The sequence below is a fragment of the Prodigiosinella confusarubida genome (genome assembly GCF_002847015.1).
Classification (GTDB): Bacteria; Pseudomonadota; Gammaproteobacteria; order Enterobacterales; family Enterobacteriaceae; genus Prodigiosinella; species Prodigiosinella aquatilis.
The window spans coordinates 2,085,489-2,112,307 of sequence record NZ_CP025085.1; the positions used below are offsets into that span (position 1 = coordinate 2,085,489).

A 26,819-nucleotide genomic window follows, 5' to 3' on the forward strand; every position below is an offset into this window, starting at 1 on the left:
TATACAATGGCACTGACAGGATATGTGACATGCCCGCTTATTTTGCTTCCCGTGCGCTGTTGCCTGATGGTATGGCGCGTAATGTACGTTTTGATGTTGATGAACAGGGTTGGTTTTCGACCGTGACGCAGGATGCTTCTGCCGACGAAACCACCCGCCTGTCGGGGATTGTGGTACCTGCCATGACCAACCTGCATTCTCATGCTTTTCAGCGGGCGATGGCCGGAATGGCCGAAGTGGCGGGGGATCCACAGGACAGTTTCTGGACCTGGCGCGATCTGATGTATCGTATGGTGGCACGTTTGACGCCAGAGCAGGTCAGGGTGATTGCTACGCGGCTTTATATCGATATGCTCAAAGGCGGATATAGTCAGGTAGCTGAATTTCACTATCTGCACCACGACCCAAAAGGCAAAGCGTACCCGGGCGATGCCATGCTGTGCCATCTGCTGGCGGCGGCGGAACAGTCCGGTATCGGCCAGACCATGCTACCTGTGCTTTACAGCTATAGCGGTTTTGGTGCGCAGCCCCCATTGGCCGGGCAAAAACGGTTTATTCAGGATGTCGACCACTATCTACGTCAACAACAACATCTGGCTGCACAGGTACGCCACCATCCGCGGCTTAGTCATGGTCTCTGTTTTCACTCACTGCGTGCGGTTACCCAGAATCAGATGGAAGATGTTCTGGAAGCTACCGGTAGCGATTTGCCAATCCATATTCATATTGCCGAACAGCAAAAAGAAGTGGATGACTGTCTGGCCTGGAGTGGTGAACGTCCGGTGAGCTGGCTATTCAACCGTTTTGCTGTTGATGCGCGCTGGTGTCTGGTGCATGCGACACATCTTGATGATCATGAAATTAAACAACTGGCACATAGCCAGGCGGTGGCGGGATTATGTCCGACCACCGAAGCCAACCTTGGCGACGGCATTTTTCCTCTGGATCGTTATGTTGATCTTGGTGGGCGCTGGGGAATCGGTTCTGACAGCCATGTTTCTCTGAATGTGGTGGAAGAACTTCGTTGGCTGGAGTATGCCCAGCGTCTGCGGGACCGACGTCGAAACCGGGTAGTAACCGCTCAGCAACCGTGTGTCGGAACGGTGCTGTATCAGCAGGCATTGAGTGGGGGCGCGCAGGCGTGCCGTGTGCCTGTCGGTGCATTGGCGACGGGCTGGCGGGCGGATTGGCTGGTGCTGACTGAAGATGCGATGCTCAGCGCCATCAGTGATGAAGCACTGCTTAACCGCTGGTTATTTGCTGGCGGACAGCAGCAGATCCGTGACGTCTGGGTGGCGGGAAAACAGGTTATTGATCATGGACATCATGCGTTGGACGAGGAGTTTGACCGGTTGTTTATCGACGTAATGAAAGCGTGGCAGGCGGCGTAATGCACTTTTTCTCTTTGCTGGATTTACCGGTCAGCTCCTGGAAAAACGGCGGCGGAGAAACCCGTGAGATTTGCCGCATTCCGCCTGTGCCGGGGGATTTTTTCTGGCGGGCCAGTATCGCCACCATTGCCCGTGATGGTGACTTTTCCTGTTTCCCCGGCGTGGATCGTATTATTACCTTGTTATCTGGCGACGGTGTTGAGTTGAGCGGTAAGGATTTTCACCATCGGCTCAGTCTTCACTCCCCTTTTCATTTTGCTGGTGAGCAAACCCTGGTTGCCCATCTGTGTGGTGGCGTCAGTATGGATTTCAACATCATGACGCGGCGTGACAGCCATCGGGCCACGGTCGCGGTGGTGGCAAAAACGCAGATTCCTGCTGCGGTTACTGATGGTGTGGCGTACGTTCTGCGCGGTCGATGGCAGACAGCCAATCGGATGCTCTCCGTGGGTGAGGGTATGTGGTGGCAGTCTCAGGTACCGGCGATCATTCCCCAGAGTGATGATGCATTGTTGCTCTATGCGGCCATTATTGTGCGGTAATGGTGCGCTGTTTTTGTGCAAGGTAGCACCACTCATCTATTGATCCGTTCCCTCCGTCCTCCTGAAGACCGCATTTCATAACCTTTTGTCTATTATTGACCATTGTCTAAAAACTGGTCTGAATCTTGCAGTGTTATAGTATTGTATATACATGTATTTTCATTGACATCGCACCAGGAGTAGAGAATGAGTAAAAATAATATTTTTCAACGTATTATAAGTATTTCGGTGTTAAGTGCCGCAATTGCTTTTGCCTGTTCGGCACAAGCAAAAGAGTGGAAAACGGTCACGATCGCCACCGAAGGCAGTTATGAACCGTGGAATCTCACCCTTCCTGGCGGCAAGCTGGGAGGATTTGAACCAGAGTTAATGCACGTCCTGTGTCAGCGTATGTCGATAAAGTGCAAGCTGGTAGTGCAAAACTGGGATGGGATGATCGCTGGGTTACAGGCTGGAAAATTCGATGTGCTGATGGATGCAATTGTGATTACACCAGAGCGTCGGCAGGTTATCGATTTTTCCATTCCTTATGCCTCAACGCCGGCCAGTTTTATTGTTCTGAAAAACAAACTGCTGCCACCCGCAACCGGGGATAACGCGGTAATCAGGCTCACCAATGATCCTGCGCAGATTACCCCCGCGATAGCCGGATTACGCGAGGCGCTGAAAGGGAAGACAATAGGTATTGCGTCCGGTACGGTCTATACCCCTTTTATCGATCAGTACTTTAAAGATATCGCTACAATCCGTGAATATACAGCCTCGGCGGATGCCATTCTTGATTTGCAGGCCGGCCGCATTGATGCGGTATTTGATGATGTCACGTTTGCCAATTCCATCATGAACAAACCGGAAAATAAAGATCTCACACTGAGCGGACCACAACTCGCTGGGCCTATCTGGGGTGAGGGAGAGGCATTGGGCATTCGTAAAAGTGATCCAGAACTAAAAGCCAAATTTGATGCGGCAATTAAATCTGCCCTGGCGGATGGTACGGTGAAAGCGCTCAGTGAAAAATGGTTTAAGACCGATGTTACGCCCTGATCGTGAGGTGAAAGTATGTTGACCCTGTTAGGTTTTAGTGAGCAGGGGTGGGGCGGTTTGCTGGTCACTGCTGCCCTGACAACCCTTGGTCTTACGGTGGTGGCTTTGCTGACCGGCGCAGTGGTCGGTGCGGGCGTGGCGGCAGCTAAACTGTCTCATCGTCGGCTCTGGCGTATGGTAGGGGAAGCTTATTCGATCATTTTCCGTGGCATCCCGGAGTTATTGATCATCTATCTGTTTTACTTCGGCGGCTCGGGAATGATCACGCAGATTGGACATTGGTTCGGTGCAGAAGGTTTCATTGAAATGCCGCCCTTTCTGATTGGCGCACTGGCCATTGGGTTGATTTCAGCCTCTTATCAGGGAGAAGTCTACCGTGCGGCACGTCTTGCCATTCATCCCGGAGAACTGGAAGCCGCCCGTGCTATCGGTATGCCGGGATGGCGAATATTCCAACATATTCTGATGCCGCAGATTATTCGTTTTGCCTTGCCGGGATTGTCAAATGTTTGGCAAATGAGTCTGAAAGATTCAGCGCTGGTATCGGTTACCGGTATTGTGGAACTGATGCGTGCCAGCCAAATGGCGGCCGGATCAACCCGTCAATATATGGCGTTTTATCTGATTGGTGCTGTCTGTTATTTGATCCTGACGGTGATGTCCAATACCGCTTTTGCCCGGTTTGAAAAGCGTTTGGGACGAGCCCATCATCGCCGTATGCCAGTCTAGGAGCCAGGTATGATAGATTTCACGTTTCTGACGGAGACGTTTCTTCAGCTACTGGCGGCATTACCCGTGACGCTGGGATTATTTTTTTCTTCTCTGGCGATAGGCGCAATGCTGTCGGCCGTCATTGTGGCGATGCGTGTCAGCCGTTCTTTGCCGCTAAGCCTGTTTGCGCGTGGCTATATGTTGATTTTTCGCGGCACACCATTACTGATTCAACTTTTCCTCATCTATTACGGCCTCGGACAATTTGGGGCGATACGTGAAAGTTTGTTTTGGCCGGTCCTGCGCGATCCCTTTAGCTGTGCCGTGTTGTCGCTAGCGTTGTGTACGGCGGGCTATACGGCGGAGATCTTGCGTGGCGCGCTAATGGCGGTGCCAGCAGGCCATATCGAGGCGGGACTCGCCTGTGGTATGTCGCGCTGGTTATTACTCCGGCGCATTATTGGACCGGTGACGCTACGTTATGCGCTACCTGCCTGGTCAACGGAAGCCATTCTTCTGGTGAAATCGACCGCGCTGGCCAGCCTGGTAACGGTTTGGGAAGTGACCGGGGTCGCCCAGCAAATCATCCAGCGCACCTACCGCACGATGGAAGTTTTTGCCTGTGCGGCAGTTATTTATTTGCTACTTAACTTCATTATTGTGTGTGTGTTTGCGTGGCTGGAACGTACCTTGACTCCGGCACTTGCTGCACGTCATCCACCGGCGCTAAAGGCAACAGCGGAGAAAGAACATGACTAAATTACCCCCAATAACCCTATCAATGATTGATATCCGCAAATCTTTCGGTGATGTGGAGGTGCTTAACGGGCTCTCGTTGGATGCCCGGCAAGGGGATGTCATTTCTCTGCTCGGCGCCAGTGGCTCCGGTAAAAGCACCTTTCTGCGTTGCATCAATCTGCTGGAAATTCCTGATGCCGGTACGGTGGCAGTGAGTGGTGAAGTGATCACTCTACGTCGGGATAATAGGGGGCATCAGGTTGCCGCGGATCGTCGTCAGATTGAGCGTCTGCGTACCCGTCTGGGAATGGTATTCCAGAACTTCAATCTCTGGAGTCATATGACGGTGTTGCAAAATGTCATTGAAGGCCCGTTGTATGTGTTAAAAAAATCCCGAGCGGAATGTATTGAACAGGCGGAAGCCCTGCTGGCAAAAGTTGGATTATATGAACGGAAAGGCTTCTATCCGGCGCATCTTTCTGGTGGGCAGCAACAGCGGGTAGCGATTGCCAGAGCGTTGGCGATGGATCCTGATGTCATGCTGTTTGATGAACCTACCTCGGCGCTGGATCCTGAACTGGTGGGCGATGTACTGAAAGTGATGCGCAGTCTGGCGGAAGAAGGGCGCACTATGCTAGTCGTGACACATGAAATGTCTTTTGCCCGTAATGTATCCAACCGCGTGGTGTTTATGCATCAAGGGCGCATTGACTGTGAAGGGACTCCCACCGCCATGTTTGAAGGGGAAAGTTCGGCGCGTTTTCAGCAATTTATCGCCAGTCATCAGGCCGCGTAGGATACCAATATGAACAATGAAATAGTGTGGGGTGATGCGTCGTTCACCTGGCCGTCGCTGGTGCGGGTGGCGCGCTATGGTGACCGTCTTGTGTTAAGCCCATCGGCATGGTTGCGCATGAAAACATCGCGCCGCATTGTGGAGCAAATCGTTGCCAGCGGGACACGTGCCTATGGTGTGAATACTGGCCTGGGGGCGTTGTGTAATGTTGTCTTGCCGCCAACGGATTTGGCCACGTTGTCACGTAATACGTTGATGAGCCATGCCTGTGGCGTCGGGCCGATACTGACCACAGAGCAAACCCGTGCCATCATGTGTGCAGCGATAGCCAACTACAGCCAGGGGAAATCCGGTATTCAGCCGACGGTCGTGGAAGCACTGCTGGCACTACTGAATACCCATGTCACTCCATGTGTTCCTTCTCAGGGCTCGGTCGGTTATCTCACCCATATGGCGCACATTGCGCTGGCGCTGATTGGTATGGGCGACGTGGAGTATGGCGGTGAAGTCATACCCGCCAGCCAGGCCCTAGAACGGATTGGTCTGGAACCGGTCACGCTGGGGGCGAAAGATGGTCTGTGTCTGGTTAACGGCACGCCTTGCATGACGGGATTGAGTTGTTTGGCACTTGATGATGCCAGCCGATTGTTTGACTGGGCGGATGTCACCGCCGCGATGAGTTTTGAAGCGCTGCGTGGTCAATTTGTCGCATTTGATGCCGAAATCCTGGCGTTGAAGCGGAGTCCCGGTGTTCAGCTGGTGGGGCAACGTCTGCGGACATTACTGGCAGCAAGCCAGATTATTGCTGACAGTGAAGGGATTCGAACCCAGGATGCACTGAGTATTCGTTCCATTCCTCAGATACATGGTGCCTGCCGCGATCAGTTCTGTTTTGCCGCACAGCGTATTGAGATGGAGCTGAATTCAGCGACGGATAATCCGCTGGTGCTGGGGACACCGGAACACTGGCGCGTGGTTTCTCAGGCTAACCCCCATGGCGAAACGGTCGCCATGGCGGCGGATAGCCTGGCGCTGGCGCTGTGTGAACTGGGTGGTGTGGCCGAGCGGCGGCTTGATCGGTTAATTAATCCTCTGGTCAGTGGATTACCGCCTTTTCTGGTCAGTGAGCCGGGGGTGAATTCCGGAATGATGATCGCGCAATATGTGGCCGCGTCATTGTGTGGTGAAAACCGCCAGTTGGCTCAACCCGCAGTCATCGATAATTTTGTGACCTCCGGTTTACAGGAAGATCATCTCAGTATGGGAACCTCGGCGGCACTGAAGCTATTAAAGCTGGCCGAAAATGTCTGGCATATTCTGGCTATTGAATATCTGTTGGCGGCGCAGGCGTTGGACTTTCTAGGGTCGGAAAATACGGGGCAGGGAACCCGGCAGGCAGTGGCGCTGTTGCGTGGAAGTGTTGCTGTCTGGAAAGAAGATCGCTGGTTGGCCCCAGAGATTGCCCGTGCGGTTCGGGTATTAAAGGAAAATACGCTTACTGTAAGCGAGTAATACTTCAAACGAGCACAACAATATGCCTGTTTAGTCGGGCATCTTGTCTCTACCCGCAAAGGCTAAACGTGGCCATAAAGCTGGTAGCGGGATCCGAGATAAAGCAAGCGTGCTGGCGTGACGACCCGTGAACCGTGCCAGGTGCGACGGCGGATTAGCAGGCAGGACTCGTGGTTGTTCAGCGCCAACAGGTTGCGTAGGCGCGTTTCTGTCTCCACCGCTTCCACAATGTGCTCACCGGCAGTCAGCGGTACGATCTGGCTTAAATAGCGGTGTGGCGTTTGTCCACTGAAATCCTGTAACAGATAATCTGGTGCCACTGACGGATTGACATAGCGGATTTCCAGTTGTACCGGCACGTCATTTTCATAATGCACAATTTGTGAATGAAATAGCGGCTGACTGATAGTGATGTCCAATTGACTGGCCTGATCGCCGTCGGCTACCAGTGTTTCCAGCAGCAAAACTTTACTGCTATGGCGATTGCCTGTTTGACCCGTTGATAGATAGGGACTGGCATATCGTTTATGGCGGCGGCAAGTTGTGAGGCAGTTTGTGGATCGGTCACGGCATCATCTCCGACATGGCAAGCATATGGCACCAGTGTACTCAATGCCGTGTGGGCATATATATGTATATACAACCACTGCCGATGAGAAGTATCGGTGAACGAAACGGGTTAAATTACCATATAAAACCGTTGATTACTTATGGTGCGCGACGCACCGTTTTTGCGCAGTGTGGGCCCCGATAACTGGCTGTGTCGAGTATGCCGAGAGCGATTGCGCCAGCTAAAGAAAGCTGGCACAACCATTGCTTGTATAGACAAGACTATACACTTGAGTTTTCGAGCCACTCTTTATCGACAGGAGCAGGAAAATGAGTACACCACTACACCGCGCCAGTTGGAAAATATCCCTGATGATAGCCTGCCTTTCGGTTGCATTTGTTACCCGTGCCGCAGAGATACCGGTCGCCATTGGCATCTCTGGCTGGACGGGCTTCGCGCCGCTGACGCTGGCTGATAAAGCCGGGATCTTTAAAAAACATGGTCTGGATGTGGATATGAAAATGATTCCGCAGAGAGATCGCCATCTGGCGGTGGCGTCAGGCGCTATTCAGTGTGCGGCGACTACGGTGGAAACCTATGTTTCCTGGGCGGCCAGCGGTGTGGTACTCAAACAAATCGTTCAACTGGATAAATCTTATGGTGCGGATGGTCTGGCGGTACGCAATGACATCAAGCGTATTCAGGATCTGAAAGGCAAAACCATTGGTGTGGACGCGCCGGGCACCTCGCCATATTTTGCGCTGGCCTGGATGCTGGATAAAAATGGCATGAGTATGAAAGATGTGAAGATGGCCACACTGTCACCGCAGGCGTCGGCGCAAGCATTCATCGCGGGCCAGAATGATGCAGCGATGAGCTACGAACCGTACCTTTCCACTATTCGTCAGCATCCTCAGGCGGGCAAAATTCTGGCCACCACGCTGGATTATCCGATGGTGATGGACACGCTGGGTTGTACACCGGCGTTTTTGCAGCAGAATCCACAGGCCGGGAAAGCGCTGGTGGAAAGCTATTTCGATGCGCTGGCGATGATCAAATCACAGCCGGAGAAATCCTATGAAATCATGGGCGCGGCAGTGAAATCGACCGGCAAGGCATTTGCTCAGTCCGCCAGTTATCTGCGTTGGCAGGATCGTGAACAGAACCGCCGCTTTTTCAACGGCGAAATTCAACAGTTCAGCAATGAAGCCGCCAAACTACTGCTGGAAGCGAAAGTTATTCGCAAAAAACCAGATATTTCCACCCTGTATGACGCCAGTTATGTGAAATGACCATGGAGGAGTCTGATGTGAATAGTTTCACCAGCGCGGTCAATGCTGCGCCCCAAACGCCAACTGCTCTGCCGGACGCCGCGTCGCGCGTACATAATCCGCTGATGGTGCCGCTGAGGCCGGTTTCTTCCCGTCTACGCTGGACGCTGGGGGTCGCTTTCTTTGTGCTGTTTGTCGCTATCTGGTCACTGGTGACATTCGGTGGCGCCGTATCACCCACATTTCTGGCCGATCCGCTGACCATGCTGCATGAAGGCGTACTGCTGTTTACGGAGTACAACTTCTCGCTGGATATCGGCATGACGGTAATGCGCGTCCTGGCTGGATTTCTATTGGCGGCCATTATTGGTGTCCCGCTGGGGATTCTGATGGGCGCTTATAAGCTGGTGGAAGCGTTTTTTGAGCCGTTTGTCTCGTTCTGCCGGTATCTGCCAGCATCAGCCTTTATCCCTTTGCTGATCCTATGGGCGGGGATCGGCGAAATGCAGAAAATACTGGTGATTTTCATCGGTTCCTTTTTCCAGATTGTCCTGATGGTGGCCGTTACTGTCGGCACTGCACGTCGTGATCTGGTGGAAGCGGCCTATACACTGGGGTGTTCCAGTCGCAGTATTGTGCGACGAGTATTGATTCCCGGCGCTGCGCCGGATATCGCCGAACTGTTGCGGTTAGTGCTGGGATGGGCCTGGACCTATGTCATTGTAGCGGAGCTGATTGGCTCTTCCAGCGGTATCGGCCATATGATTGTCGATAGTCAGGCACTGCTTAATACCGGACAAATCATCTTCGGCATTATTGTGATCGGCTGTATCGGCTTGCTGTCTGATTTTCTGTTTAAAGCCGCTAACCGCCGGTTATTTGCCTGGAGTGCGTTGCGATGAAATACAGTAAATTATCCGTACGCCAGGTTGAGCGGGTTTTCACCGGGCCGAAAGGCGAAACTATCCAGGCACTGAAACCGATTGAATATCAGGTGAATGAGAATGACTTTATCACTATTCTCGGTCCTTCCGGTTGCGGTAAATCGACGCTGCTGCGGATCATCGCCGGGTTGGATGAACCGACCCGTGGTGAAGTGTGGCTGGATGGCCGCCTGGTCGATGGGCCGGGTGCTGATCGCGGCATGGTGTTCCAGAGTTACACGCTATTTCCGTGGCTGACGGTGCAGGAAAATATCTGCTTTGGTTTACAGGAGCGCGGTGTCAGTAAGGCACAACAAAAAGAGCGCAGTCATTATTATATTCATCAGGTGGGGTTACGTGGTTTTGAACATCACTACCCACGCCAACTGTCCGGTGGGATGCAGCAGCGTACTGCCATTGCCCGCGCATTGGCTAACGATCCAAAAGTGTTGCTGATGGACGAACCGTTTGGCGCGCTGGATAACCAGACCCGGGTGATGATGCAGGAGCTCTTGTTGTCAGTTTGGGAGTCATCCCGCAAGACGGTGCTGTTTGTCACTCATGACATTGATGAAGCCATTTTCATGGCGAACAAAGTCGCGATTTTTAGCGCCCGGCCGGGACAGATTAAACATGAAGTGGCAGTGGATTTCCCCTGGCCTCGTGACTATACCCTGAAAACGTCGCCGGCGTTCATGGCGTTGAAAGCGCAGGTTACCGAAGAGATTCGCAGTGAAACCCGACAAGCTCTGACGCACTGATGGATACCGCCGCTAGCGCCGAGCAGTTTGCATCACGCTGGTTGGCATGCGGGATATGATGCCGCAAAGCCTGTACGGTGGAGTATCAGTTGAATTTGCCGATGTTAAAATAAGCAGTGAACCGAGGTTGCGTCGATACTGTTACCGTATCCAGTGATACTTGCTGTACCCGTAGGGTGTGAATATGGCATAAAGTTTGTCTGATTAAGGTTTTGTTTCGAAACGTGCATTTATAAGGCAGATCACAGGAAGGATTATGACACAACAGGTTTTTTTCCCTGCTACCGTACTGCGTGGGGCCGGTGTAAGCCAGCAACTGGGAACATTGTGTGCCCGATTGGGTACACGGGTGTTAGTGGTCGGAGGTCGAAAGGCATTGGCCGCCACGGAAGCGCTGATTCGCGGGCAGTTGCAGCAGGCAGATGTAGAGCTGGCAGCGGAGGAGTGGTCTGGCGGGCATTGCAGTATCAGCCAGATTGAGCGGTTGTGTGAGCGGGTGCGTGCAACCGGCAGTGATGTGTTGTTGGCCGTGGGCGGTGGCAAAGCGCTGGATACTGGCAAGGCGGTGGCATTCCAGTGCGCCATCCCGGTGGTGACCTTGCCGACTATCGCGGCCACCTGTGCCGCTGTTACACCGTTGTCGGTGCGTTACCACGATGACGGCCATTTCCACGATCTGTACCATTTGTCTGTTGCCCCGGCCGCCGTGGTGATCGACAGTGGCTTGCTGGCACGGGCGCCATTACGCTGGTTGGCCGCCGGACTGGGCGATACGCTGGCTAAATGGTACGAATTCAGGGCGATTGATACCGGTCGTAACGACAGCGGGTTTGCAGCGTCTTCCCGGGCCAACAGCGAAATCTGTTTTCAACTGATTAACCGCTATGGTGCTGAAGCCTGTCAGGCGGTGAATGCCGGAAAAAGCAGTGATGCGTTGGATCAGGTGCTGGATGCCATCTTTCTGTTTGCCGGATTAACGTCGTTGATGGCCAGTGGCGCTCACGCGGCGGCATCTCATGCGTTGTATGAAGGGTTTACGGCGTGTGACAAGACCCGCGAGTTTGGCCATGGTTTGCTGGTGGGATTCGGTAATCTGTGTTTGCTGGCACTGGAACAACGCAGCGATGACGAGTTGCTGGAGGCTATCCGGCTGGCGCGTGTCTGTGCGGTGCCGTTAGCGCTGGCTGACATCTGTCCAGACCTGACGGAGGATGAATTGAAGACCATTGTCCGGGCATCGGTAGTGGCACCGGATATGGCCAATCTGCCATTTAGTGTCACTGAGGATATGATTCATCAGGCAATTCATCGCGTTGAAGCGTTGGCTGAACGCGCAATCGCGGGCTGAAGTTGATCATAACAACCGGTGTTATCGAAAGGGCAACTGCCGGATGATATACACCGGCAGATGAGAGGCGGGCTAGCCTAGTGTCTTTTCTATACAGCGCTTGAAAATTCGCACGCCCACCGCCAGTGACTTCAGATCGAAGTGCATGTCAGGGTGATGTAAGCCGGGTTCAAGGTTGGTTCCCAACCCCCAGAATCCGGCTTTTACATTTGGACGCAGACGTGGATAGAAGAAGAAATCTTCCCCTCCAACCGTACTTTTGGGCGGGGTTAATCCAGCGCTCCCCAGCACATCGACAATCGCTTCACTAATCAGTGCCGTGGCGTCCTGATGAATTTCCGCCGCCGGGATGAATTTCATCAGTTTGACATCGGCAATAGCGCCAAAGGCTGCGGCACTGTGTTCGATAGCACAGGTCACTTTCTCTTTCAGCATATCCATCGTGTCATTGTGTGCGGCACGTAGATCCCAGCAGACAATGGCTTTATCCGGAATGGAATTGGTGACGCCCGCGTCGCATAGAAAACGAGTGGCTTTGGCGCTCCAGGTGAGATGCGGCGGCAATGGGACAGCTTTTACCGCCATGACGGCATAGGCGGCAGCTTCCAGTGCATTAATACCCAGATGGGGGCGTGCACCGTGGGCAGGTTTACCGTGAAAAGTCACTTCCAGTGTACTGCTGGCAGAGTAATGCATGGCCGGAATGGCCTCGCCCAATACACACTCTTCAACCGGACGCAGGTGAAAGCCGAGAAGTATCTCCACATCATCAATAGCACCGCCTTCCACCATGGCGATAGCGCCAGTGGCCAGTTCTTCTGCGGGTTGAAACAGGATCTTCAGTCGGCCTTTTTTCACGCTGCCTTCGCGTATGACCTCCTGTGCTACGGTCAGCACCACCGATGCGTGCGCATCATGACCACAGGTATGACGGGCGCAGTGCTCACCATTGATAATATGGCCGAGTGCATCCATATCGGCACGCAGCGCCAGCACTGGACCGGGAATAGCGCTGTCCAGTTCGGCGACGATACCGGTGGTGCCGTTAACGCCACGGGTGACGTTATAGCCCACCGCTTCTAACTGGTTGGCGATATAATCGGCGGTCTGAAACTCCTGAAAACCCAGCTCCGGAATCGTATGAAGGTAGCGGTAATGTTCTAAAACAATGGACATGTATTGGTTCTCGGTTATCGATCAGCAGAAGCTGAATAAAGCAACTCTCGGGCCAACCATCAACGTTATGGTGATCGTACAAGCCATGGTACTCAGCAGATTACCGGTTAAACAGCGCTTATCCATCAAGATCAGTCAGGCGAGGTTGCAGTGTATCAGCGGCTCCATCCATCATTGCATCGAAAGAATGTTGTCAGATCAATAACCGGCTGCGTCGGTTGTGGCATTAGCTGTGCTACGGGGTGTAGACATTATTCCAGCGTTTGACGCTGTGTCAGCATCGGGAAACCTTTCATCCACAACGTCACCACCAACAGGGTGCCGACGCCGCCCAGCACGATGGCAGGCACGACGCCCAGCCAGGCCGCAGTGACGCCGGATTCAAACTCTCCAAGCTGGTTGGACGTGCCGATGAAAATGGAGTTGGCTGCGCTGACTCTGCCTCGCATTTCATCCGGCGTTTCCAGTTGAACCAATGTTGAACGGATCACCACGCTAATCATGTCGGAAGCGCCCAGCACCAACAGCGCGGATAAGGACAGCCACAATTGATTGGACAAACCGAACAGGATAGTTGCCAGCCCAAACAGGGTCACAGCCATAAACATGATTTTACCGACATTCTGACGCAGAGGACGTCGGGTCAGATAAATGGACATCAGCACGGCGCCGAGCGCGGGTGCACAACGCAACAGGCCAAGACCCCAGGGGCCGGTATGTAGAATGTCTTTGGCGACGATAGGCAGCAGAGCGGTTGCGCCACCCAGCAATACCGCAAACATATCCAACGATATGGACCCCAGTATTACTGGATTGCGGCGGATGAAATGTATACCGCTGAATAGGGTTTTCAGATTGACCGGGGATTTGGCCAGTGCCTGATGGGTGTAACGCAACCGGAACAGAAACAGGGATGAAAGTAGAAAACATGCCATGCTGGCGGTGTAAAGGATGGTGGAGCCCAATAGATAGATCAGGCCGCCAAGGGCTGGCCCGACAATGACGGTCGCCTCACGGGCGGACGCCATCAGCGCCAGCGCACGGGACAGCAGACCAGGCTCAATCAGGTTAGGCAGCAACGCCTGCGTTGCCGGCATCTCAAAAGCCCGTGTCGCACCCAGTATGGCTGAACAGGCATAAATCATTGTCGCATTGATGGTCTGTGTGAAACATCCCACTGCCAGCACCAGCACAGTGGCAGCCATCACCAGCCGGGCAAACAGAATAATCCGCCGCCGGTTGTACTGGTCCACCGCGTGGCCGGCAAACAGGGTCAGAGCCAACTGCGGCAAGAATTGGGCCAGCCCCACCAGCCCGAGATTTAATGCGCTGTTAGTGAGAGCATACATTTGCCAACCAATCCCCACGACTAACATCTGAAAGGCCAGAGAAGACGCAATCTGACCAGCCCAGAAACACAGAAATGTCGGGGATTTGAACAGTGAGGTTTCCACGGGTGGTGATCCTGAAAGAGTAATAGTAGGGCCGATGAAGCTACCAGTTTACATGAGTGACACTTTCATTAGCCAGGTTGGTTTACAGCAGATAATGATCGCATTCTGATCGGGTTTTCTGAGTTTTAATCTGATGGACCGGTATATTCAGTAGTGGCAAAGTAGTGAACATATCACACACACCTATTTTTTTTCACATTACTGACGGGGTGTTTGTCCTCAGTGATTCGGTTATCGCCTGCCTCTTGAAATTCATTGGGTATATACCCGTCATACTTCAAGTTGCAGGTGTGTTGGCTGCGTTTGTTCACCCGAATCACTTATCTGAGTAAGTTCATCGGGATTCACTCACTTGCCGCCTTCCTGCAACTCGAATTATTTTGGGTATAGATAGATTTATATTTTTTCACTATTATTATTAATAACGGATCATAGTGACTTGTCAGTGTGAAATTTATGGTTATTAACCACCGTAATCATGGTTGAATTATAGGGCTATATATCTTTAAAATAATCTGAAGTAATAATGGTTTTAATTCACTCATTTTTTTGCTGATTTTGTGTGATATATCAACAGTAGACTTGATGAATGACAACTCAACAACTAGGCTTTATTTAGCTTTAAATATCTTTGACAGGATATAAGGCTATTCAAATGAATTATATCCGTTATTTTTGCACCTTGCAGGTATGTTGGCGTGATTGCCCGGCCTTGCATAGGCCGCTATGATCAGCATTCAAATCGGCTCAAGGCAGATTTGCCGCTTACCGCCGAGCCTTACTCAGGTAAGTGCTCGGGGTTTATCTACTTGCTATCTTCCTGCATCTTGAAATCTAGTGGATATATACAGTAGAGCAAGGTAAATATTATGTCAGATCAAATGGTTGGTGAGTGGACTGGTTTTCATAAACTTGATGCGGTTGATATGGCTTTATTCGATTCAGTTGTCGTACATTTATTGGGCGTAAAATATACGCCACTGCTTGTTGCCACCCAAGTTGTTTCAGGGAGAAATTATTGTTTTCTCTCTGAGGCTGTTGGGCTTTATCCTAAAGCAAAAACCGATGTTGTAATAATCTATATTTATAAGCCCCTGGACGGGGATGCACATATCACCCACATTGATAAAGTCTTACCATAGAAAAGCGTAGAGAGGCTGACCACGGTCGGCCTCTCTACTATCTGCGGGAATCAGTATCCATAACGAATGGCATCTTTACTTTTCTGCATTAGCATATCAATCCTGGTTGAGTAATCTTCCAATCCTTTTGCATCACCTGCTTCTGAACATTGACGGCGTTTCGCGTTATAGGCTTTCATTAACTGCGCCTGTGCAAAACCGGGTTTCCCATAACAGGCTATACTCTGTTCCCAGCATGCGATCGCCTCATCCATCTCTTGTTGTTCATGAAAATGCTTTCCCAGTTCATTGAGGGCATTAGCGCGATCCAGTGGCGCAAGATCTTGCGCCATAATGGCCTCTATTGGTGTAACCATACATCCTCCAGATTTATGATTAATGGAATAGGTTAAGAATATGGCCGAATATCAGGCCGACGCTGATGACATCGGAGTCACTGAACGTCACATTGGATAGCCCGAACTTGCCAAGCAGTGGCAGAAGCAGGGCGGGCAATAGCGTAATGAACAGCCCGTGGAAGATACCGCCGATAATCGCCCCCCGGCGCCCACCCACTGCATTGGCAAATATTCCCGCGGTGCCGCCCGCAAAGAAGTTGGTCAACATGCCCGGTAAAATCATAGCCAGGCCGATAACCGGGAAGAAGAACATACCGATAATTGATCCAATAGTGGTGGAGATAAAACCGATGATTACGGCGTTAGGGGCATAGGGGAATAATACCGGGCAATCGAGTGCCGGAATCGCGTTAGGCACGATTCGAAGGGCGATGCCGCGAAACGCGGGTACTATTTCAGCCAGCAATAACCTGACACCCGACAGCAGGACATAAACACCGACCACAAACTGCACGGATTGCAGGAAAGAATAGACCAGATAATTGACGTTATTAGCGAAAGGCGCAATCACGACCGGACCTGCGGCGATGGCCGGGATGATATAGATCGGGATCATCACCACCATCATCGAAAGATAGGTATCCTGCAAGAAGGAAAATGCCTGGGGAAGTTCAAAATCTTCCGTACTCTTTTCAGCATTCCCGGTCAGTTTGGCGACCCCGGCCTGAATGATGTAGCCGATAGTACAGAAATGACCAAGCGCAAAATCATCCGACCCGGTTATTTTCCGCACGATAGGTTGCGCCAGTACGGGCATACCGACGGCCATTGTGCCAGCAATTACACCGCCGATGATAATAAGCTCTGTGCCGCGTAATCCCCCCATGTAGCCAATCACGGAGCAGACGGTTGCCATCCAAAGCGAAGCCTGACCGGTCAGAAATATATATTTAAATCTTGTGAATCTGGCGATTAATATATTTACTATGAAAGCCAAAACCATAATCAATGCGGTTTCACGCCCGAGAGTTTGTTGTGCAATACCGGCAATCGACCCGACATCGGTAACAACGCCGCGCATGTTGAATCCCTTCTGGAATATTTCACCCAGAAAATTAAGCGCATTAACAATGATATTGGCACCAGCAAGTATAATTAAAAAACCCAGCAGGGTTTTCAGTGTCCCTGTTATGACTTGCCCCGGGCTTTTTTTAAGGGCAATAAGCCCAATCATGGCAATGAGCGATATTAATATTGACGCTTGGCCAAGCACATCATTTACAATAAAATGGAGGAAAGACATAATAAGTCCCCTGTATGGATTCACAATAATCGGAGTGTTAATTAAAAATTATTTAGCCAAATATCCCATGGCTTGAAGCACGGGGATTAGCTTTGTTTTTATTTCATTTTTATCCACCAAACGTTTCAGATATATAATTGTCGCGTTGATGGTGTAATGCTGAAACTGAGATTTGAAGTTCTCACCGGTCATAATAATATCCGCGCGCGTTGAGGTAGCGCTGGAAATATCACAGTGAGCGAGAGTGGCTTCGATCCCCAAATCTTTCAGCGCCGCCTCAATACTCATTTCGCAGGCAAAGCTGCTACCCAGACCGGCGCCGCATACTGCCAGGATTGATAACTTTTCCATAAATATTCCTTAGGTGTTCGTTAGTCGATTTTGCGCTGCTGCCTACATAACCCTACATCTTTCAAGGTACAGATGCGCTGTCTTTATTACTCGGCCTTTCCATCGCCATCAGCCCTTTGGGCCGCGGCGAGCAGCGTTCAGATCGGCTCCAGGCAGATATGTCACTTATCTGGATTATTAACTTAGAATTGCTGAACTACTTCCAGTATCGTGTCTTTATCTTTCGCTATTTTTAATTTCTTTACGGTTTCCTCATCGCAGAATATTTTTGCCAGACTGGCAATCATATCAATATGTGAGTGGCTATCTACGGCGGCCAGACCAAATATAATATAAACTGGATCATTATCTTCACTGCCAAACTCGACACCTTCAGAGATAATAACCAGAGAAAGTGCGGTTCTTATTACCCCGTCTTCTGGTCTGGCATGTGGCATAGCAATACCTTCGCCGAGAACATAATAAGGGCCGATTTCGTCATGCATCGTATAAATAGCCTGAAGATAGCGTTCTTCAATCGCTGCTTGAGCGATTAATGGTTGCATGGCTAAGGCCACTGCGCTTCGCCAGTCTTCTGTTTTATTAATGATGCTAATGTTACTTTCATTAATCCAGTCAGTTAACATAATATCCCTTCTTGATGAATTGGAATTTATTGCAGTATGATGTTTCCTGAAAGTAAAAACTGTGATCTATCTTTTCCTATCTGTTATTTTCAAAAAAATAAAAATAGTCAGTAAAGAATGAAAAATAATGTCTTATAGAAATAGTGGTTATTTATTCTTTTATCATGACGAAATCCTTATCAGGAAAGATAATATTATTTAATAATGTTAATTTTCACCGTGCCATTATTAATGGGATTTAAATTTTCATACATTCGTCATCCTGAAATCTATTGGCATCGGTTCTGAAAGCGACTTGACTACCCAGTCATTAATGCTATCCATGTCTATCGGTTGATCTTGATCCACCGAATAGACCGGGCCAAAACGCATCGGCGTCGCTTTTTCGGCAAGCGCGATCAATTCTGGTATGTATTCAGCACCAGGATGCCCGGGCAAACGTTGATTGAGCCGTGCCGCATAGCGTTGTTCCGCCAGATTGCCAGAAATATGACACCAGATTTCCACCATGTTGGTGACACCCGCCTGCACCAGGTATGTTTTCAGTACGTCTTTCGGTTGAAAACCAAACCAGGCATCGATGATAAAAGTGCTGCCATTGGGTGCTCCGGCCACAATAGACCAGATGACTTGATAGCTCGCCTGACCCAGTAGGCGATTAAACCGGCGATCCACACCTTCAATGCGCTGAAGAAAAGGGTTTTTAATGCCATCCAGCGAGAGCTGAAGCCAGCCTGTCCGTTCAGAAAGTGCCACGGCAAGACGACTTTTCCCCGATGCGGGAATACCGTTGACCAGGATAACCCGCTTACCCGCGGCACGGTTAGTCGACTCAGGTTGTGATACCTGCGTATCAGAATGGTAGTGAGCCCTGGATTCAACATCAGACACTGCACTTTTCTCCGTCATTTTTCACCTGTCCGGCCTTATTTAGCGGCGTGGTAATATTGTTGAATAACTGCCTGAATCTCGTTCAGACGCGGAATGGCCAGCGTTTCCAGTCTTTCCCTGGTAGATGTTCTGTCCAGCGAAATACAGTCTTTCCACAGTGAGCGACCGGCAATCACACCGGAAGCCCCTTTGCTCATGGCATCGGCGACCTGTGTAAGGAACGTTGCGTGATCAACGCCTGCTGACAGTACCGCCCAAGGCACATCGCCGGCGAGTTTGGTGATCTCTTCGCACGCGTGTCGTGATCCCGGGTAGGGTAGTTTGAGCACCTTGGCACCACAATCAAGACAAATTTTGGTTCCTTCATAGATCAACGATGGCACTTTTTCTTTATAGGCTTCGTCGGTTTCGCTTTCGAGTTTATAGGTCAGGAACTCAACGACCAGCAATAAATCTTCGCGGGCAAAATCTTCAATGCAGTGGTGCAGGATTGCTATATTATGCTGATTGGCTGCTGGGTGATCGGCGCGTAGATAAACCATAATTTTACCTCCGGTTGCGCCTAGCTCACGTACTCGACGGGCAGTTATTTTCGGCACCAGTCTGGAGAGGCGATAGCCTTCCTGGGATACATCCCATCCTGACGCATCCAGACCAATCAGCAGCGCGGTATCTCGGGCGATAATACCGTCGTCGACCAATTGTGGTACGGCGCATACGGCATCGACCAGAACACAGGACGCTTTGCTGGCCAGATACCTGGTGATGTCCGCTTTAATTATCCCCAACTCACGTTCAGAGATCCTGGCCTGTTGCTGAGGATCGCTCGACAACAGGCTGCGCATGGCACCGCGCTGATCACAGGCGATGACCATCATCGCACCATCGTTACCGCAGATTTGCTGATAACTGCGTAATTCTGAAGTGGACATTTTTGACATATGTTTCTCCTTTGCGTGAAATTTATTGCATGTAAAAAATCTCTCTGACTGACGTGTAGTGATCTCCATTTTCTCTGGTTCCAGCAGGATTAAAACCGCTCAATGCGCCGGTATATAAGGGTTTTTTCGCCCTAAGTGCATTGCATTCTCTTGGGCGCTGCGCAATAATTACCCTATCAACGAAATGAGTGTAATACATTGCTGAAAGGAATTTCAAGCTGAAAGAGCCAATTTTGCAAGAAGTTGCAGCTACGCGCGCTATGATGCATATGGTGGCGAAGCTGCATTACGAGTCAGACATGTCTCAAAAGGAGATTGCCCAGAAATTGGACGTCTCTACCGCAACGATTTCTCGGTTGCTTAACAAAGCGCGTGCGGCGGGCATTGTTCGCATTGAAGTCATTGAGTTGTCTTCACCGGAAAATATGACCGCCGATCTGATTCAACGATTGGGGCTGAAGCAGGCATTTGTGGTGGATGCTCCGCCTAACAATGTGCTGGGTTCACTGAGCACTCCCCTGGCTTCGATTCTGCAGCAGGCCGGACTGGGTGCTGGCTCGGTGCTGGGAATTGGCTGGGGTCGGGCAATCAGAGAAGTGACACTGGCCGGACTACCAAGATTACCGGGAGTGCTGACCGTTGCACTGAACGGCGGTATGCAACAGGCGGCACCACATTTCCAGATAACCGAATTTGTCCGGCGCGCCGCTGAGCAGATGGAAGGCACGCCGTATTTTCTGCACGCGCCTTATATTTCTTCTGCTGAACTTCGTGATGCTTTTCTCAGTGATGCCAGTGTGCAGGAAATTATTTCACTGTGGGATCGTCTTGATGTCGCCATTGTTGGTGTGGGGTTAACCCATGCGCCGAAGCCGAGTGAATCCACGACTGCGACACCTGGCGAGCAGGCGTTGAGTCAGGCCGCTGGCGATGTGTTGCGCCACTATGTGACCGAGTCTGGTGAGATTCTGCATTGGGAAGGCGAGGAGAGAATGATTGCGGCATCGCCTGAACAGTTACGCCGTACACCGCTGACTATCGGTGTGGCGGCGACACCAGAAAAAGCCGCCGGGATTATCGGTGCGGTGCGTTCGGGGATGATTAACTCGCTGGTAACGGATGTCAATACCGCCCAGGCGATCCTGGAGAGACTGCCGGTGAATGGACTGTAGAACGCACGTCCCGGTAGTAAAACACGTCAGCCGGTACTACTCCTGGGCGGGTTTATGGTGGCACAGTGACGGTGAGCGATTCGTCTATTCCTACTTTTGCTCCATTTATTTTTTATTCCGGGAAAGCGTTTGTCGCTTTAGTGTCCACCGAACATATCCTGTGATAATAACGCAAAGTGGTTGTTACCCGGCGTAAACGGAGTAACAGCCACTTTCCGTGCTGGACGTATTCAAGCGTGTGAAACGCTGTCTGTACTACGACGGGACATATAGTCACGCGGCCCTTCTCCCACATACAACTGACGTGGACGATAAATATTCAGTGGCTCGCTGTGCATCTCGTTCCAGTGCGTCACCCAACCTAACGTCCGTCCGACAGCAGTGACCACGGTAAACATGGTTGAAGGTAATCCCATTGCCTTTAGAATAACCGCCGTATAGAAATCGACACTGGGGTACAGGCCATTGTCAATGAAGAATGGGTTGCTCATCGCCACATTTTCCAGCGCCATTGCTACCTGTAGCAAGCTGTCCTCCATACCCAGTTCTTTCAGAACCCGATGACAGGTATCCCTCAGGATAGCTGCGCGGGGATCGAAGTGTTGATATAACGAGTTACCAAAACCCAGGCGGCGGAACACGTCAGGATGCAACATGGCCCGGTTCAAAAACTCAGGGATCTGATCCTCGGTTTGGATCTCTTCCAGCATCTGCATGCAAGCCTCACTCGCACCACCGTGTGATGATCCCCACATCGACGCCAGACCTGCCGCAATACAGGCGAAAGGGTTAGCCCCTGAGGAGCCGGCAGCTCGTACCGTCATGGTGGAAGGGCACTGACCATGATCGGCATGCAAGATTAGAATCTGATCCATTGCATGCTCCAGTACGGGATGGATCTCGTATGGTTCAGCCTGCACTGCGAACAACATATGCAGAAAGTTGCCAGCGTAAGACAAGTTGTTGCGCGGGTAGTTAGCCGGTTGTTCGATGGCATATTTGTAGCTCATGGCTGCCAGTGTCGGCATTTTTGACAGCAGCCTGACTTCCGCCAGTTTTCGGTGATCCGGATCATCCACGTCCAGCACATCATGATAGAACGCCGCCAGCGCGCCCACCAACGCGCACATTAATGCCATGGGATGAGAATCGCGACGAAAGCCGCTACACATCCGTGCCATCTGTTCGTTCACCAGCGTATGGCGCGTGATGGTTTGTCTGAAATCCTGATACTCCGCTTCAGTGGGCGGTTCGCCATACAAAAGGATGTAACTCATTTCCAGAAAGTCACATTGACTCGCCAGTTGAGCCACCGGGAATCCCCGATGTAGCAGAATACTGTTATCGGTGTCGATATAACTGATGGCGGACTTACAACCTGCGGTATTGTTAAACCCTGGATCGAAGCTACATAACCCTTGTTTTTCCAGAGGCCGGATATCTACTCCAGCGCGTCCCAGCGTCCCGGAAAGCAAATCCAGTGAAATATCATCATGTTCGTCCAGCGAAAGTGTTACTTGTTGTTGCGTCATAAATATGATCTTCCTGACTGCAAGATGAGAAAATGGCGATGAGACGCGTCGCTCTGTCCGACAGGTCTGCGTCGATGCCGCCTGGCGGTGTTTCTCCAGGCAGGCTTTCCACAATAGCGACCTACTAGCGGTGATTCTTTGATGTAAATGAAGAAAAAGGAGGTAAACGCGATATGCACCCATCTCTACTTCACACTGAGATGAATACTCCCACTCCGATGATAAGTTAATGTCTGAACCATCAAATCTAACAGATCCTCGCCGGGGGCAGAGGCGCTAATACGAATCCCTGACTATTCCAGTATGGAGAGGAACGGCGCCAACGGCCAGAAATAGTAACGGGATCTTGCCGACGTTGTCGGCTGAACTGAATCAAGAATAGAATCTGTTCATCACCTGCCATGTTTTCTAAACTTATATCATATTAACTTATGCTGTTTTTCTTCGCTTAGTCCATGTGGGATATTTACGCGCATTGTATGTAATAATATATCGTTACATATTCTTGGTCCTTTTTTAATATAAGTCGTGGAGTTTTGTTCATCACTTTTTATGATGAAACATTGATGTGTTATTTATTAAGATTAATAAGTCATTCTACTTAATGTTACACATTTCTCTGGAATATTTTGGCTGCACGATCCTAAAACTACATGTCATGACACCTGATAGTGGATGAGCTGTTCGCTGAAAGATTTATTTTGGCTAAGCTAATACATTAAATAGTGGAATTAATTTCTAATGTTATTACATGGCGTCATATCAGTTTTGAGCGGCTACGACATCATGCAATAAGTATTTTGACATGAGGAGTACGGCTCAACGTGTAAAAGAGCATTTTTTGCGTAGATGTTAGTAGTTGTCGGGTCAAATTTGTTGCAAGTAAAAATTATAAAGATTATCAACTATAATTTTTTTTTACTTAATCTGGCATTAATTGCTAAATAATTAAATTAAACAGAATTATATTCTACATATGTAGGCGTATTTTTTCTATACGACACGGAATAAGAAATATCTTACATATGTATGAAAAGGTTAATTAGTTATTAAAAAAATCGTAAAGGACAGGGCTTCCCGTAAATTCTAATAAGATAATTCTTGGCAAAAAAAATATAAAACCGATCAATAAATGGTTATTTATAGCTTAGATCTATTGATCTGGTATTTACGATCGGCAAAAACGATTGGAATCATTTTCTCAAGGTAATATTCTTTCCCTGAGAATTATTAGAGTTATTAGTTTCCCGGGGTTGTTTAAAGTTATAAGAAAAGTAACTATTCTTTAAAAGATTTATTCTGTTACTTTGAAAGTGATGTTCTTTATCCTGATTTTAATAGGTCAATAATAGATGTGAAGAGGTGCTCGATGCCAAGAGTAGTAATATGGAGTGAATGCCACTACACAGAACAGGGATTAAAACTGTTGCTATTAAGACGGATGGCATTTATTAGAGAGGTTGCCTCTATTCAATTCAATCCAAAGATTGAGTTGAATACTAAAGACTATCTCATCATTAATTTAACAGGTAGTAACTTCACTAGATGCCTGGATTTTCTTAAGGAAAATGAAGAGGCTATAGATTGGGGAAGAGTCATAATTTTGTCATCTGAAATAGATGCCTTTATCATTGAGCTGGTTTTGATCAAGAAATTTAAATTCATATGTGTGTCTAAAAATATCTCTGAGATAGAAGAATTGTGCGAACAGTTCATTCTTAATAAGAGTGTTGAAACAGCTGAGTATAAATTAAATGTTACAAATATGGAAAGGAAGGTCTTGATTATGCTGATGTCAGGGCTCTCAACTATTCAGATTTCTTATATGTTAAAGCTCAGCTTTAAAACAGTCAGTCATCATAAGTGTAACTTCCTTAAAAAGATCGGTGTAGAGAAAACATCAGCTCTTAATTTTTGGTATCATCACCGAATATGTAATAAAAAAAAACAATGCAAAAAAGTCATTGAATATGCTTGATAGGGTATTCAATCCAAGCTTATACAATTTAACTATACGCTGGATTTCTAAGAGAGGGTTGGATATTGAAGCTTGATAGCCGAATAGACTTCTATTACACCTATGAACCCATAGTTGATTCTTATGGAAGAATATTTTGCTTTGAAATGTTAACCAGATTAAAGATGACAAATTCTGGCAGGAATCAGTGTATTTTCTCTGAACTGTCTCCTGAACTAAAAATAAAGATTTTTATTAATCAGGTTAGCATCATCATCGGCAATGCAAGGTTATATATTGAAAATAACATACTGGTGTCGATTAATATTGATCACGATATTGCAAAATTCATTCATGATGATGATGAAGTGTGTGAAATTTTAAAAAATGCACATTACATTAGACTGGAAATAAACGAATTTTTCCCTGAATTCAGACATGATTCAGATGGTTTTTTATTGTCGCACTTGTCCTCATTATGCCCGCTCTGGTTGGATGATTTTGGTGCTGGCCTGACGAATTTGAACACTGTTATGACCAAAAATTTCGAATATATAAAAATAGATAAGAATTATTTTTGGAAGCATAGAGGAACTGATTCATTTCTCAGAACGCTTAGTCATATTCGTCCTTATACGCAGGGTATTATCATTGAAGGTATTGAAAAAGACGCTGACATGGCCTGTTTTGAAGGGATAAGCAATTTGGCGATGCAAGGTTACAAATGGCCTTCCTTTTCTCAGGCCAGGTTTATTCGGTGGGCGTTAAAAAAAATACATTAATGTTTATTGTAAACGTTTTATAAATTGGTTTTTAGACCAAAAAACCAAGGGCGGTAGCATGGAATAAATATATTATAAATATTGAAATATATACGGGTATTGCTTGTCTTTGAATAAATATGTGATGGCGTAGTCATAAATGGCTTCTGTTTTATCAGGGGTGATTTATTAAATTAGCATTTAAAATGCATATTTATATTTGCTATGAAAATAAGTTGGGTTCATTGGTGACCAAAAAACCAAGGGCGGTAGCGTTGAAAAATATGATAATTGTAGATTGTCGTTTCTTTAAGATATTTATATCTCATAATGACTTAACGGATGAGAGCTTTTTCTGATCTTTGATTTTTAGGCTTGTTAATGTGATGACGTTTAAATAGTCCTTTAAATAGTCATTTTTAATTGAATGCACAAAAAATAGTGATAGTAATTAAATGACGAAAATAAAGTTGCTAGCATTTGTTTTATCAGCCTCGTTGCTTAGTGGGTGTACCGTTATTCCTGGATCCTACTTGCCGGTAAGTAATAAGACAGAGATAAAACAAGCAGATAATGACTATGATATTAATCAGTTAGTTACGCTTTATCCGATGACTCCAAGCCTGATTGAGAAAATGCGGTTAAGGCCTGCGGTGGCTCGTCAGAACCCCATTTTAAATAATGAACTGAAAAACTATCAATACCATATTGGTCCCGGTGATGTTCTAAATATCACAGTCTGGGAACATCCTGAACTGACGACCCCTGCTGGACAGTTCAGAAGCTCTAGTGAATCAGGAAGTTGGGTACATAGTGATGGAACTATCTTTTATCCTTATATCGGAAAAGTAATGGTAGAGGGTAAGACGGTCAGTGACGTCCGCCAGGAGATTACCCGCCGACTGGCGCAATATATTAAAAGCCCTCAGGTCGATGTCAATGTTGCTGCGTTTCGCTCGCAAAAAGTCTACATCACCGGCGAAGTAGTGAAGTCTGGCCCACAGGCGATCTCCAATATTCCGCTGACTGTCCTTGATGCGGTAAACCGTGCGGGCGGTATGACCGAATTTGCCGACTGGCGAAACGTCATACTTACCCATCATGGTCGGGATCTGCATATCTCACTGCAAGCTCTGATGCAAAATGGTGATTTGATGCAGAACCATTTACTGGACCCCGGCGATATTCTCTACATTCCCCGTAATGACGACCTGAAGGTTTTCGTGATGGGTGAAGTCAATAAACAGTCAACATTAAAAATGGATCGTTCGGGCATGACACTGACCGAAGCGTTGAGTAGCAGCCAGGGACTGAATCAGGCGGTCGCCAATGCAACAGGAATTTTCGTGATCCGTCCGTTACGTAAGGCTCATGGAAGTAAAATTGCCAATATTTATCAGCTAAACGCGACTGATGCCAGTGCGCTGGTCATGGGGACTGAATTTCAGCTACATCCCTACGACATTGTGTATGTCACTGCGGCCCCGGTTGCTCGCTGGAATCGTGTTATCAGCCAACTGGTGCCTACGATTGCCGGGATATATGACATCACTCAATCTGGTAAAGACATTCAAAGCTGGAACTAACT

The 26,819-nt window shown here is 48.9% G+C and carries 26 protein-coding genes and 1 pseudogene; 17 read left to right on the forward strand and 10 right to left on the reverse strand.

All coding sequences use genetic code 11. The annotated features are described in order from the left end of the window. Window positions 1-29 precede the first annotated feature (29 nt). The 7 genes from CWC46_RS09670 (at window position 30) to CWC46_RS09700 (ending at window position 6,734) form a co-directional block, all read left to right on the forward strand. Window positions 30-1,391, forward strand: a complete 1,362-nt coding sequence (locus tag CWC46_RS09670) for a formimidoylglutamate deiminase (RefSeq protein WP_021016792.1) — start codon at window positions 30-32, stop codon at window positions 1,389-1,391. Then, complete coding sequence (locus CWC46_RS09675) at window positions 1,391-1,933, forward strand: HutD/Ves family protein (RefSeq protein ID WP_021016791.1); 543 nt, start codon at window positions 1,391-1,393, stop codon at window positions 1,931-1,933. Before CWC46_RS09670 ends, CWC46_RS09675 begins: the two co-directional genes overlap by 1 nt. A 186-nt stretch (window positions 1,934-2,119) precedes the next feature. After that, complete coding sequence (locus tag CWC46_RS09680) at window positions 2,120-2,977, forward strand: transporter substrate-binding domain-containing protein (protein WP_021016790.1); 858 nt, start codon at window positions 2,120-2,122, stop codon at window positions 2,975-2,977. Between the two features lie 15 nt (window positions 2,978-2,992). Further along, window positions 2,993-3,706 (forward strand): ABC transporter permease, encoded by a 714-nt coding sequence (locus tag CWC46_RS09685; RefSeq protein WP_021016789.1) that lies wholly within the window; start codon window positions 2,993-2,995, stop codon window positions 3,704-3,706. A 9-nt stretch (window positions 3,707-3,715) separates the two neighbouring features. Further along, entirely contained in the window at window positions 3,716-4,447 is a 732-nt protein-coding gene (locus CWC46_RS09690; protein ID WP_021016788.1) for an ABC transporter permease, read from the forward strand. Next, window positions 4,440-5,222: an ABC transporter ATP-binding protein gene (locus CWC46_RS09695; protein WP_021016787.1), complete on the forward strand. Its 783-nt coding sequence runs from the start codon at window positions 4,440-4,442 to the stop codon at window positions 5,220-5,222. Before CWC46_RS09690 ends, CWC46_RS09695 begins: the two co-directional genes overlap by 8 nt. 9 nt (window positions 5,223-5,231) lie before the next feature. Further along, on the forward strand, window positions 5,232-6,734 hold the full coding sequence (locus CWC46_RS09700; protein WP_021016786.1) for an HAL/PAL/TAL family ammonia-lyase: 1,503 nt from the start codon (window positions 5,232-5,234) through the stop codon (window positions 6,732-6,734). A 62-nt stretch (window positions 6,735-6,796) separates the two neighbouring features. Here CWC46_RS09700 and CWC46_RS09705 read toward each other — a convergent pair. Further along, a pseudogene (locus tag CWC46_RS09705) lies at window positions 6,797-7,222 on the reverse strand (UTRA domain-containing protein); the annotation flags it as partial. A gap of 391 nt (window positions 7,223-7,613) precedes the next feature. Here CWC46_RS09705 and CWC46_RS09710 point away from each other — a divergent pair. The 4 genes from CWC46_RS09710 (at window position 7,614) to CWC46_RS09725 (ending at window position 11,587) form a co-directional block, all read left to right on the forward strand. Beyond that, window positions 7,614-8,576, forward strand: coding sequence for an ABC transporter substrate-binding protein (locus CWC46_RS09710; RefSeq protein WP_021016784.1), 963 nt, complete (start codon window positions 7,614-7,616; stop codon window positions 8,574-8,576). A gap of 104 nt (window positions 8,577-8,680) precedes the next feature. After that, window positions 8,681-9,457, forward strand: a complete 777-nt coding sequence (locus CWC46_RS09715) for an ABC transporter permease (RefSeq protein WP_101377545.1) — start codon at window positions 8,681-8,683, stop codon at window positions 9,455-9,457. Continuing rightward, on the forward strand, window positions 9,454-10,239 hold the full coding sequence (locus tag CWC46_RS09720; protein ID WP_021016782.1) for an ABC transporter ATP-binding protein: 786 nt from the start codon (window positions 9,454-9,456) through the stop codon (window positions 10,237-10,239). The genes CWC46_RS09715 and CWC46_RS09720 overlap by 4 nt, the downstream gene beginning before the upstream one ends. Window positions 10,240-10,495: 256 nt before the next feature. Then, a complete protein-coding gene (locus CWC46_RS09725; protein ID WP_021016781.1) occupies window positions 10,496-11,587 on the forward strand; it encodes an iron-containing alcohol dehydrogenase family protein in 1,092 nt (363 codons plus the stop codon). Between the two features lie 72 nt (window positions 11,588-11,659). On the opposite strand, the gene CWC46_RS09730 is transcribed toward CWC46_RS09725, so the two are convergent. Next, window positions 11,660-12,763: an amidohydrolase gene (locus CWC46_RS09730; protein WP_021016780.1), complete on the reverse strand. Its 1,104-nt coding sequence runs from the start codon at window positions 12,761-12,763 to the stop codon at window positions 11,660-11,662. Here CWC46_RS09730 and CWC46_RS09735 point away from each other — a divergent pair. Continuing rightward, the gene (locus tag CWC46_RS09735; protein WP_102030472.1) at window positions 12,756-12,968 is read left to right on the forward strand and encodes a hypothetical protein; all 213 of its coding nucleotides are present in this window, start codon (window positions 12,756-12,758) and stop codon (window positions 12,966-12,968) included. The genes CWC46_RS09730 and CWC46_RS09735 overlap by 8 nt on opposite strands. Before the next feature lie 46 nt (window positions 12,969-13,014). On the opposite strand, the gene CWC46_RS09740 is transcribed toward CWC46_RS09735, so the two are convergent. Further along, window positions 13,015-14,217, reverse strand: coding sequence for an MFS transporter (locus tag CWC46_RS09740; protein WP_021016779.1), 1,203 nt, complete (start codon window positions 14,215-14,217; stop codon window positions 13,015-13,017). Between the two features lie 869 nt (window positions 14,218-15,086). Between CWC46_RS09740 and CWC46_RS09745 the strand changes: the two genes are divergently transcribed. Beyond that, the gene (locus CWC46_RS09745) at window positions 15,087-15,359 is read left to right on the forward strand and encodes a hypothetical protein (RefSeq protein ID WP_021016778.1); all 273 of its coding nucleotides are present in this window, start codon (window positions 15,087-15,089) and stop codon (window positions 15,357-15,359) included. Between the two features lie 50 nt (window positions 15,360-15,409). Here CWC46_RS09745 and CWC46_RS09750 read toward each other — a convergent pair whose 3' ends face one another. The 6 genes from CWC46_RS09750 to CWC46_RS09775 all read right to left on the reverse strand — a co-directional run bounded on the left by CWC46_RS09750 (window position 15,410) and on the right by CWC46_RS09775 (window position 19,809). Further along, window positions 15,410-15,715: a hypothetical protein gene (locus CWC46_RS09750; RefSeq protein ID WP_021016777.1), complete on the reverse strand. Its 306-nt coding sequence runs from the start codon at window positions 15,713-15,715 to the stop codon at window positions 15,410-15,412. Between the two features lie 19 nt (window positions 15,716-15,734). After that, on the reverse strand, window positions 15,735-17,000 hold the full coding sequence (locus CWC46_RS09755) for a PTS sugar transporter subunit IIC (protein WP_021016776.1): 1,266 nt from the start codon (window positions 16,998-17,000) through the stop codon (window positions 15,735-15,737). Window positions 17,001-17,048: 48 nt separating this feature from the next. Beyond that, window positions 17,049-17,351: a PTS sugar transporter subunit IIB gene (locus CWC46_RS09760; protein ID WP_021016775.1), complete on the reverse strand. Its 303-nt coding sequence runs from the start codon at window positions 17,349-17,351 to the stop codon at window positions 17,049-17,051. Window positions 17,352-17,533: 182 nt separating this feature from the next. Next, window positions 17,534-17,977 carry a PTS sugar transporter subunit IIA gene (locus tag CWC46_RS09765; RefSeq protein WP_021016774.1) on the reverse strand — a complete coding sequence of 148 codons (444 nt, stop codon included), beginning with the start codon at window positions 17,975-17,977 and terminating at the stop codon, window positions 17,534-17,536. A 246-nt stretch (window positions 17,978-18,223) separates the two neighbouring features. Further along, the gene (locus tag CWC46_RS09770; RefSeq protein ID WP_021016773.1) at window positions 18,224-18,886 is read right to left on the reverse strand and encodes a phosphotransferase-like protein; all 663 of its coding nucleotides are present in this window, start codon (window positions 18,884-18,886) and stop codon (window positions 18,224-18,226) included. Window positions 18,887-18,903: 17 nt separating this feature from the next. Then, window positions 18,904-19,809, reverse strand: coding sequence for a deoxyribose-phosphate aldolase/phospho-2-dehydro-3-deoxyheptonate aldolase (locus CWC46_RS09775; RefSeq protein WP_021016772.1), 906 nt, complete (start codon window positions 19,807-19,809; stop codon window positions 18,904-18,906). A 233-nt stretch (window positions 19,810-20,042) separates the two neighbouring features. Here CWC46_RS09775 and CWC46_RS09780 point away from each other — a divergent pair, with 233 nt between their 5' ends. Then, window positions 20,043-20,981, forward strand: a complete 939-nt coding sequence (locus CWC46_RS09780; protein WP_084297650.1) for a sugar-binding transcriptional regulator — start codon at window positions 20,043-20,045, stop codon at window positions 20,979-20,981. A 230-nt stretch (window positions 20,982-21,211) separates the two neighbouring features. On the opposite strand, the gene CWC46_RS09785 is transcribed toward CWC46_RS09780, so the two are convergent. After that, entirely contained in the window at window positions 21,212-22,513 is a 1,302-nt protein-coding gene (locus tag CWC46_RS09785; protein ID WP_021016770.1) for a citrate synthase, read from the reverse strand. Between the two features lie 1,369 nt (window positions 22,514-23,882). On the opposite strand from CWC46_RS09785, the gene CWC46_RS09790 reads away from it, so the two are divergent. From CWC46_RS09790 to CWC46_RS09800, 3 genes are all read left to right on the forward strand, one after another. Further along, window positions 23,883-24,491 (forward strand): LuxR C-terminal-related transcriptional regulator, encoded by a 609-nt coding sequence (locus CWC46_RS09790; protein ID WP_021016769.1) that lies wholly within the window; start codon window positions 23,883-23,885, stop codon window positions 24,489-24,491. A 65-nt stretch (window positions 24,492-24,556) separates the two neighbouring features. Beyond that, a complete protein-coding gene (locus tag CWC46_RS09795) occupies window positions 24,557-25,252 on the forward strand; it encodes an EAL domain-containing protein (protein ID WP_021016768.1) in 696 nt (231 codons plus the stop codon). 434 nt (window positions 25,253-25,686) lie between these two features. Next, window positions 25,687-26,817 (forward strand): polysaccharide export protein, encoded by a 1,131-nt coding sequence (locus CWC46_RS09800; RefSeq protein WP_021016767.1) that lies wholly within the window; start codon window positions 25,687-25,689, stop codon window positions 26,815-26,817. The last annotated feature ends 2 nt before the right edge of the window (window positions 26,818-26,819 follow it).

Excerpts from the sequence above, each read along its gene's own strand:
- CWC46_RS09670 (WP_021016792.1), top strand. The coding sequence starts at position 30 with ATGCCCGCTTATTTTGCTTCCCGTGCGCTGTTGCCTGATGGTATGGCG.
- CWC46_RS09675 (WP_021016791.1), top strand. The coding sequence starts at position 1,391 with ATGCACTTTTTCTCTTTGCTGGATTTACCGGTCAGCTCCTGGAAAAAC.
- CWC46_RS09680 (WP_021016790.1), top strand. The coding sequence starts at position 2,120 with ATGAGTAAAAATAATATTTTTCAACGTATTATAAGTATTTCGGTGTTA.
- CWC46_RS09685 (WP_021016789.1), top strand. The coding sequence starts at position 2,993 with ATGTTGACCCTGTTAGGTTTTAGTGAGCAGGGGTGGGGCGGTTTGCTG.
- CWC46_RS09690 (WP_021016788.1), top strand. The coding sequence starts at position 3,716 with ATGATAGATTTCACGTTTCTGACGGAGACGTTTCTTCAGCTACTGGCG.
- CWC46_RS09695 (WP_021016787.1), top strand. The coding sequence starts at position 4,440 with ATGACTAAATTACCCCCAATAACCCTATCAATGATTGATATCCGCAAA.
- CWC46_RS09700 (WP_021016786.1), top strand. The coding sequence starts at position 5,232 with ATGAACAATGAAATAGTGTGGGGTGATGCGTCGTTCACCTGGCCGTCG.
- CWC46_RS09710 (WP_021016784.1), top strand. The coding sequence starts at position 7,614 with ATGAGTACACCACTACACCGCGCCAGTTGGAAAATATCCCTGATGATA.
- CWC46_RS09715 (WP_101377545.1), top strand. The coding sequence starts at position 8,681 with ATGGTGCCGCTGAGGCCGGTTTCTTCCCGTCTACGCTGGACGCTGGGG.
- CWC46_RS09720 (WP_021016782.1), top strand. The coding sequence starts at position 9,454 with ATGAAATACAGTAAATTATCCGTACGCCAGGTTGAGCGGGTTTTCACC.
- CWC46_RS09725 (WP_021016781.1), top strand. The coding sequence starts at position 10,496 with ATGACACAACAGGTTTTTTTCCCTGCTACCGTACTGCGTGGGGCCGGT.
- CWC46_RS09735 (WP_102030472.1), top strand. The coding sequence starts at position 12,756 with ATGGACATGTATTGGTTCTCGGTTATCGATCAGCAGAAGCTGAATAAA.
- CWC46_RS09730 (WP_021016780.1), bottom strand. The coding sequence starts at position 12,763 with ATGTCCATTGTTTTAGAACATTACCGCTACCTTCATACGATTCCGGAG.
- CWC46_RS09745 (WP_021016778.1), top strand. The coding sequence starts at position 15,087 with ATGTCAGATCAAATGGTTGGTGAGTGGACTGGTTTTCATAAACTTGAT.
- CWC46_RS09750 (WP_021016777.1), bottom strand. The coding sequence starts at position 15,715 with ATGGTTACACCAATAGAGGCCATTATGGCGCAAGATCTTGCGCCACTG.
- CWC46_RS09755 (WP_021016776.1), bottom strand. The coding sequence starts at position 17,000 with ATGTCTTTCCTCCATTTTATTGTAAATGATGTGCTTGGCCAAGCGTCA.
- CWC46_RS09760 (WP_021016775.1), bottom strand. The coding sequence starts at position 17,351 with ATGGAAAAGTTATCAATCCTGGCAGTATGCGGCGCCGGTCTGGGTAGC.
- CWC46_RS09765 (WP_021016774.1), bottom strand. The coding sequence starts at position 17,977 with ATGTTAACTGACTGGATTAATGAAAGTAACATTAGCATCATTAATAAA.
- CWC46_RS09770 (WP_021016773.1), bottom strand. The coding sequence starts at position 18,886 with ATGACGGAGAAAAGTGCAGTGTCTGATGTTGAATCCAGGGCTCACTAC.
- CWC46_RS09775 (WP_021016772.1), bottom strand. The coding sequence starts at position 19,809 with ATGTCAAAAATGTCCACTTCAGAATTACGCAGTTATCAGCAAATCTGC.
- CWC46_RS09785 (WP_021016770.1), bottom strand. The coding sequence starts at position 22,513 with ATGACGCAACAACAAGTAACACTTTCGCTGGACGAACATGATGATATT.
- CWC46_RS09790 (WP_021016769.1), top strand. The coding sequence starts at position 23,883 with ATGCCAAGAGTAGTAATATGGAGTGAATGCCACTACACAGAACAGGGA.
- CWC46_RS09800 (WP_021016767.1), top strand. The coding sequence starts at position 25,687 with ATGACGAAAATAAAGTTGCTAGCATTTGTTTTATCAGCCTCGTTGCTT.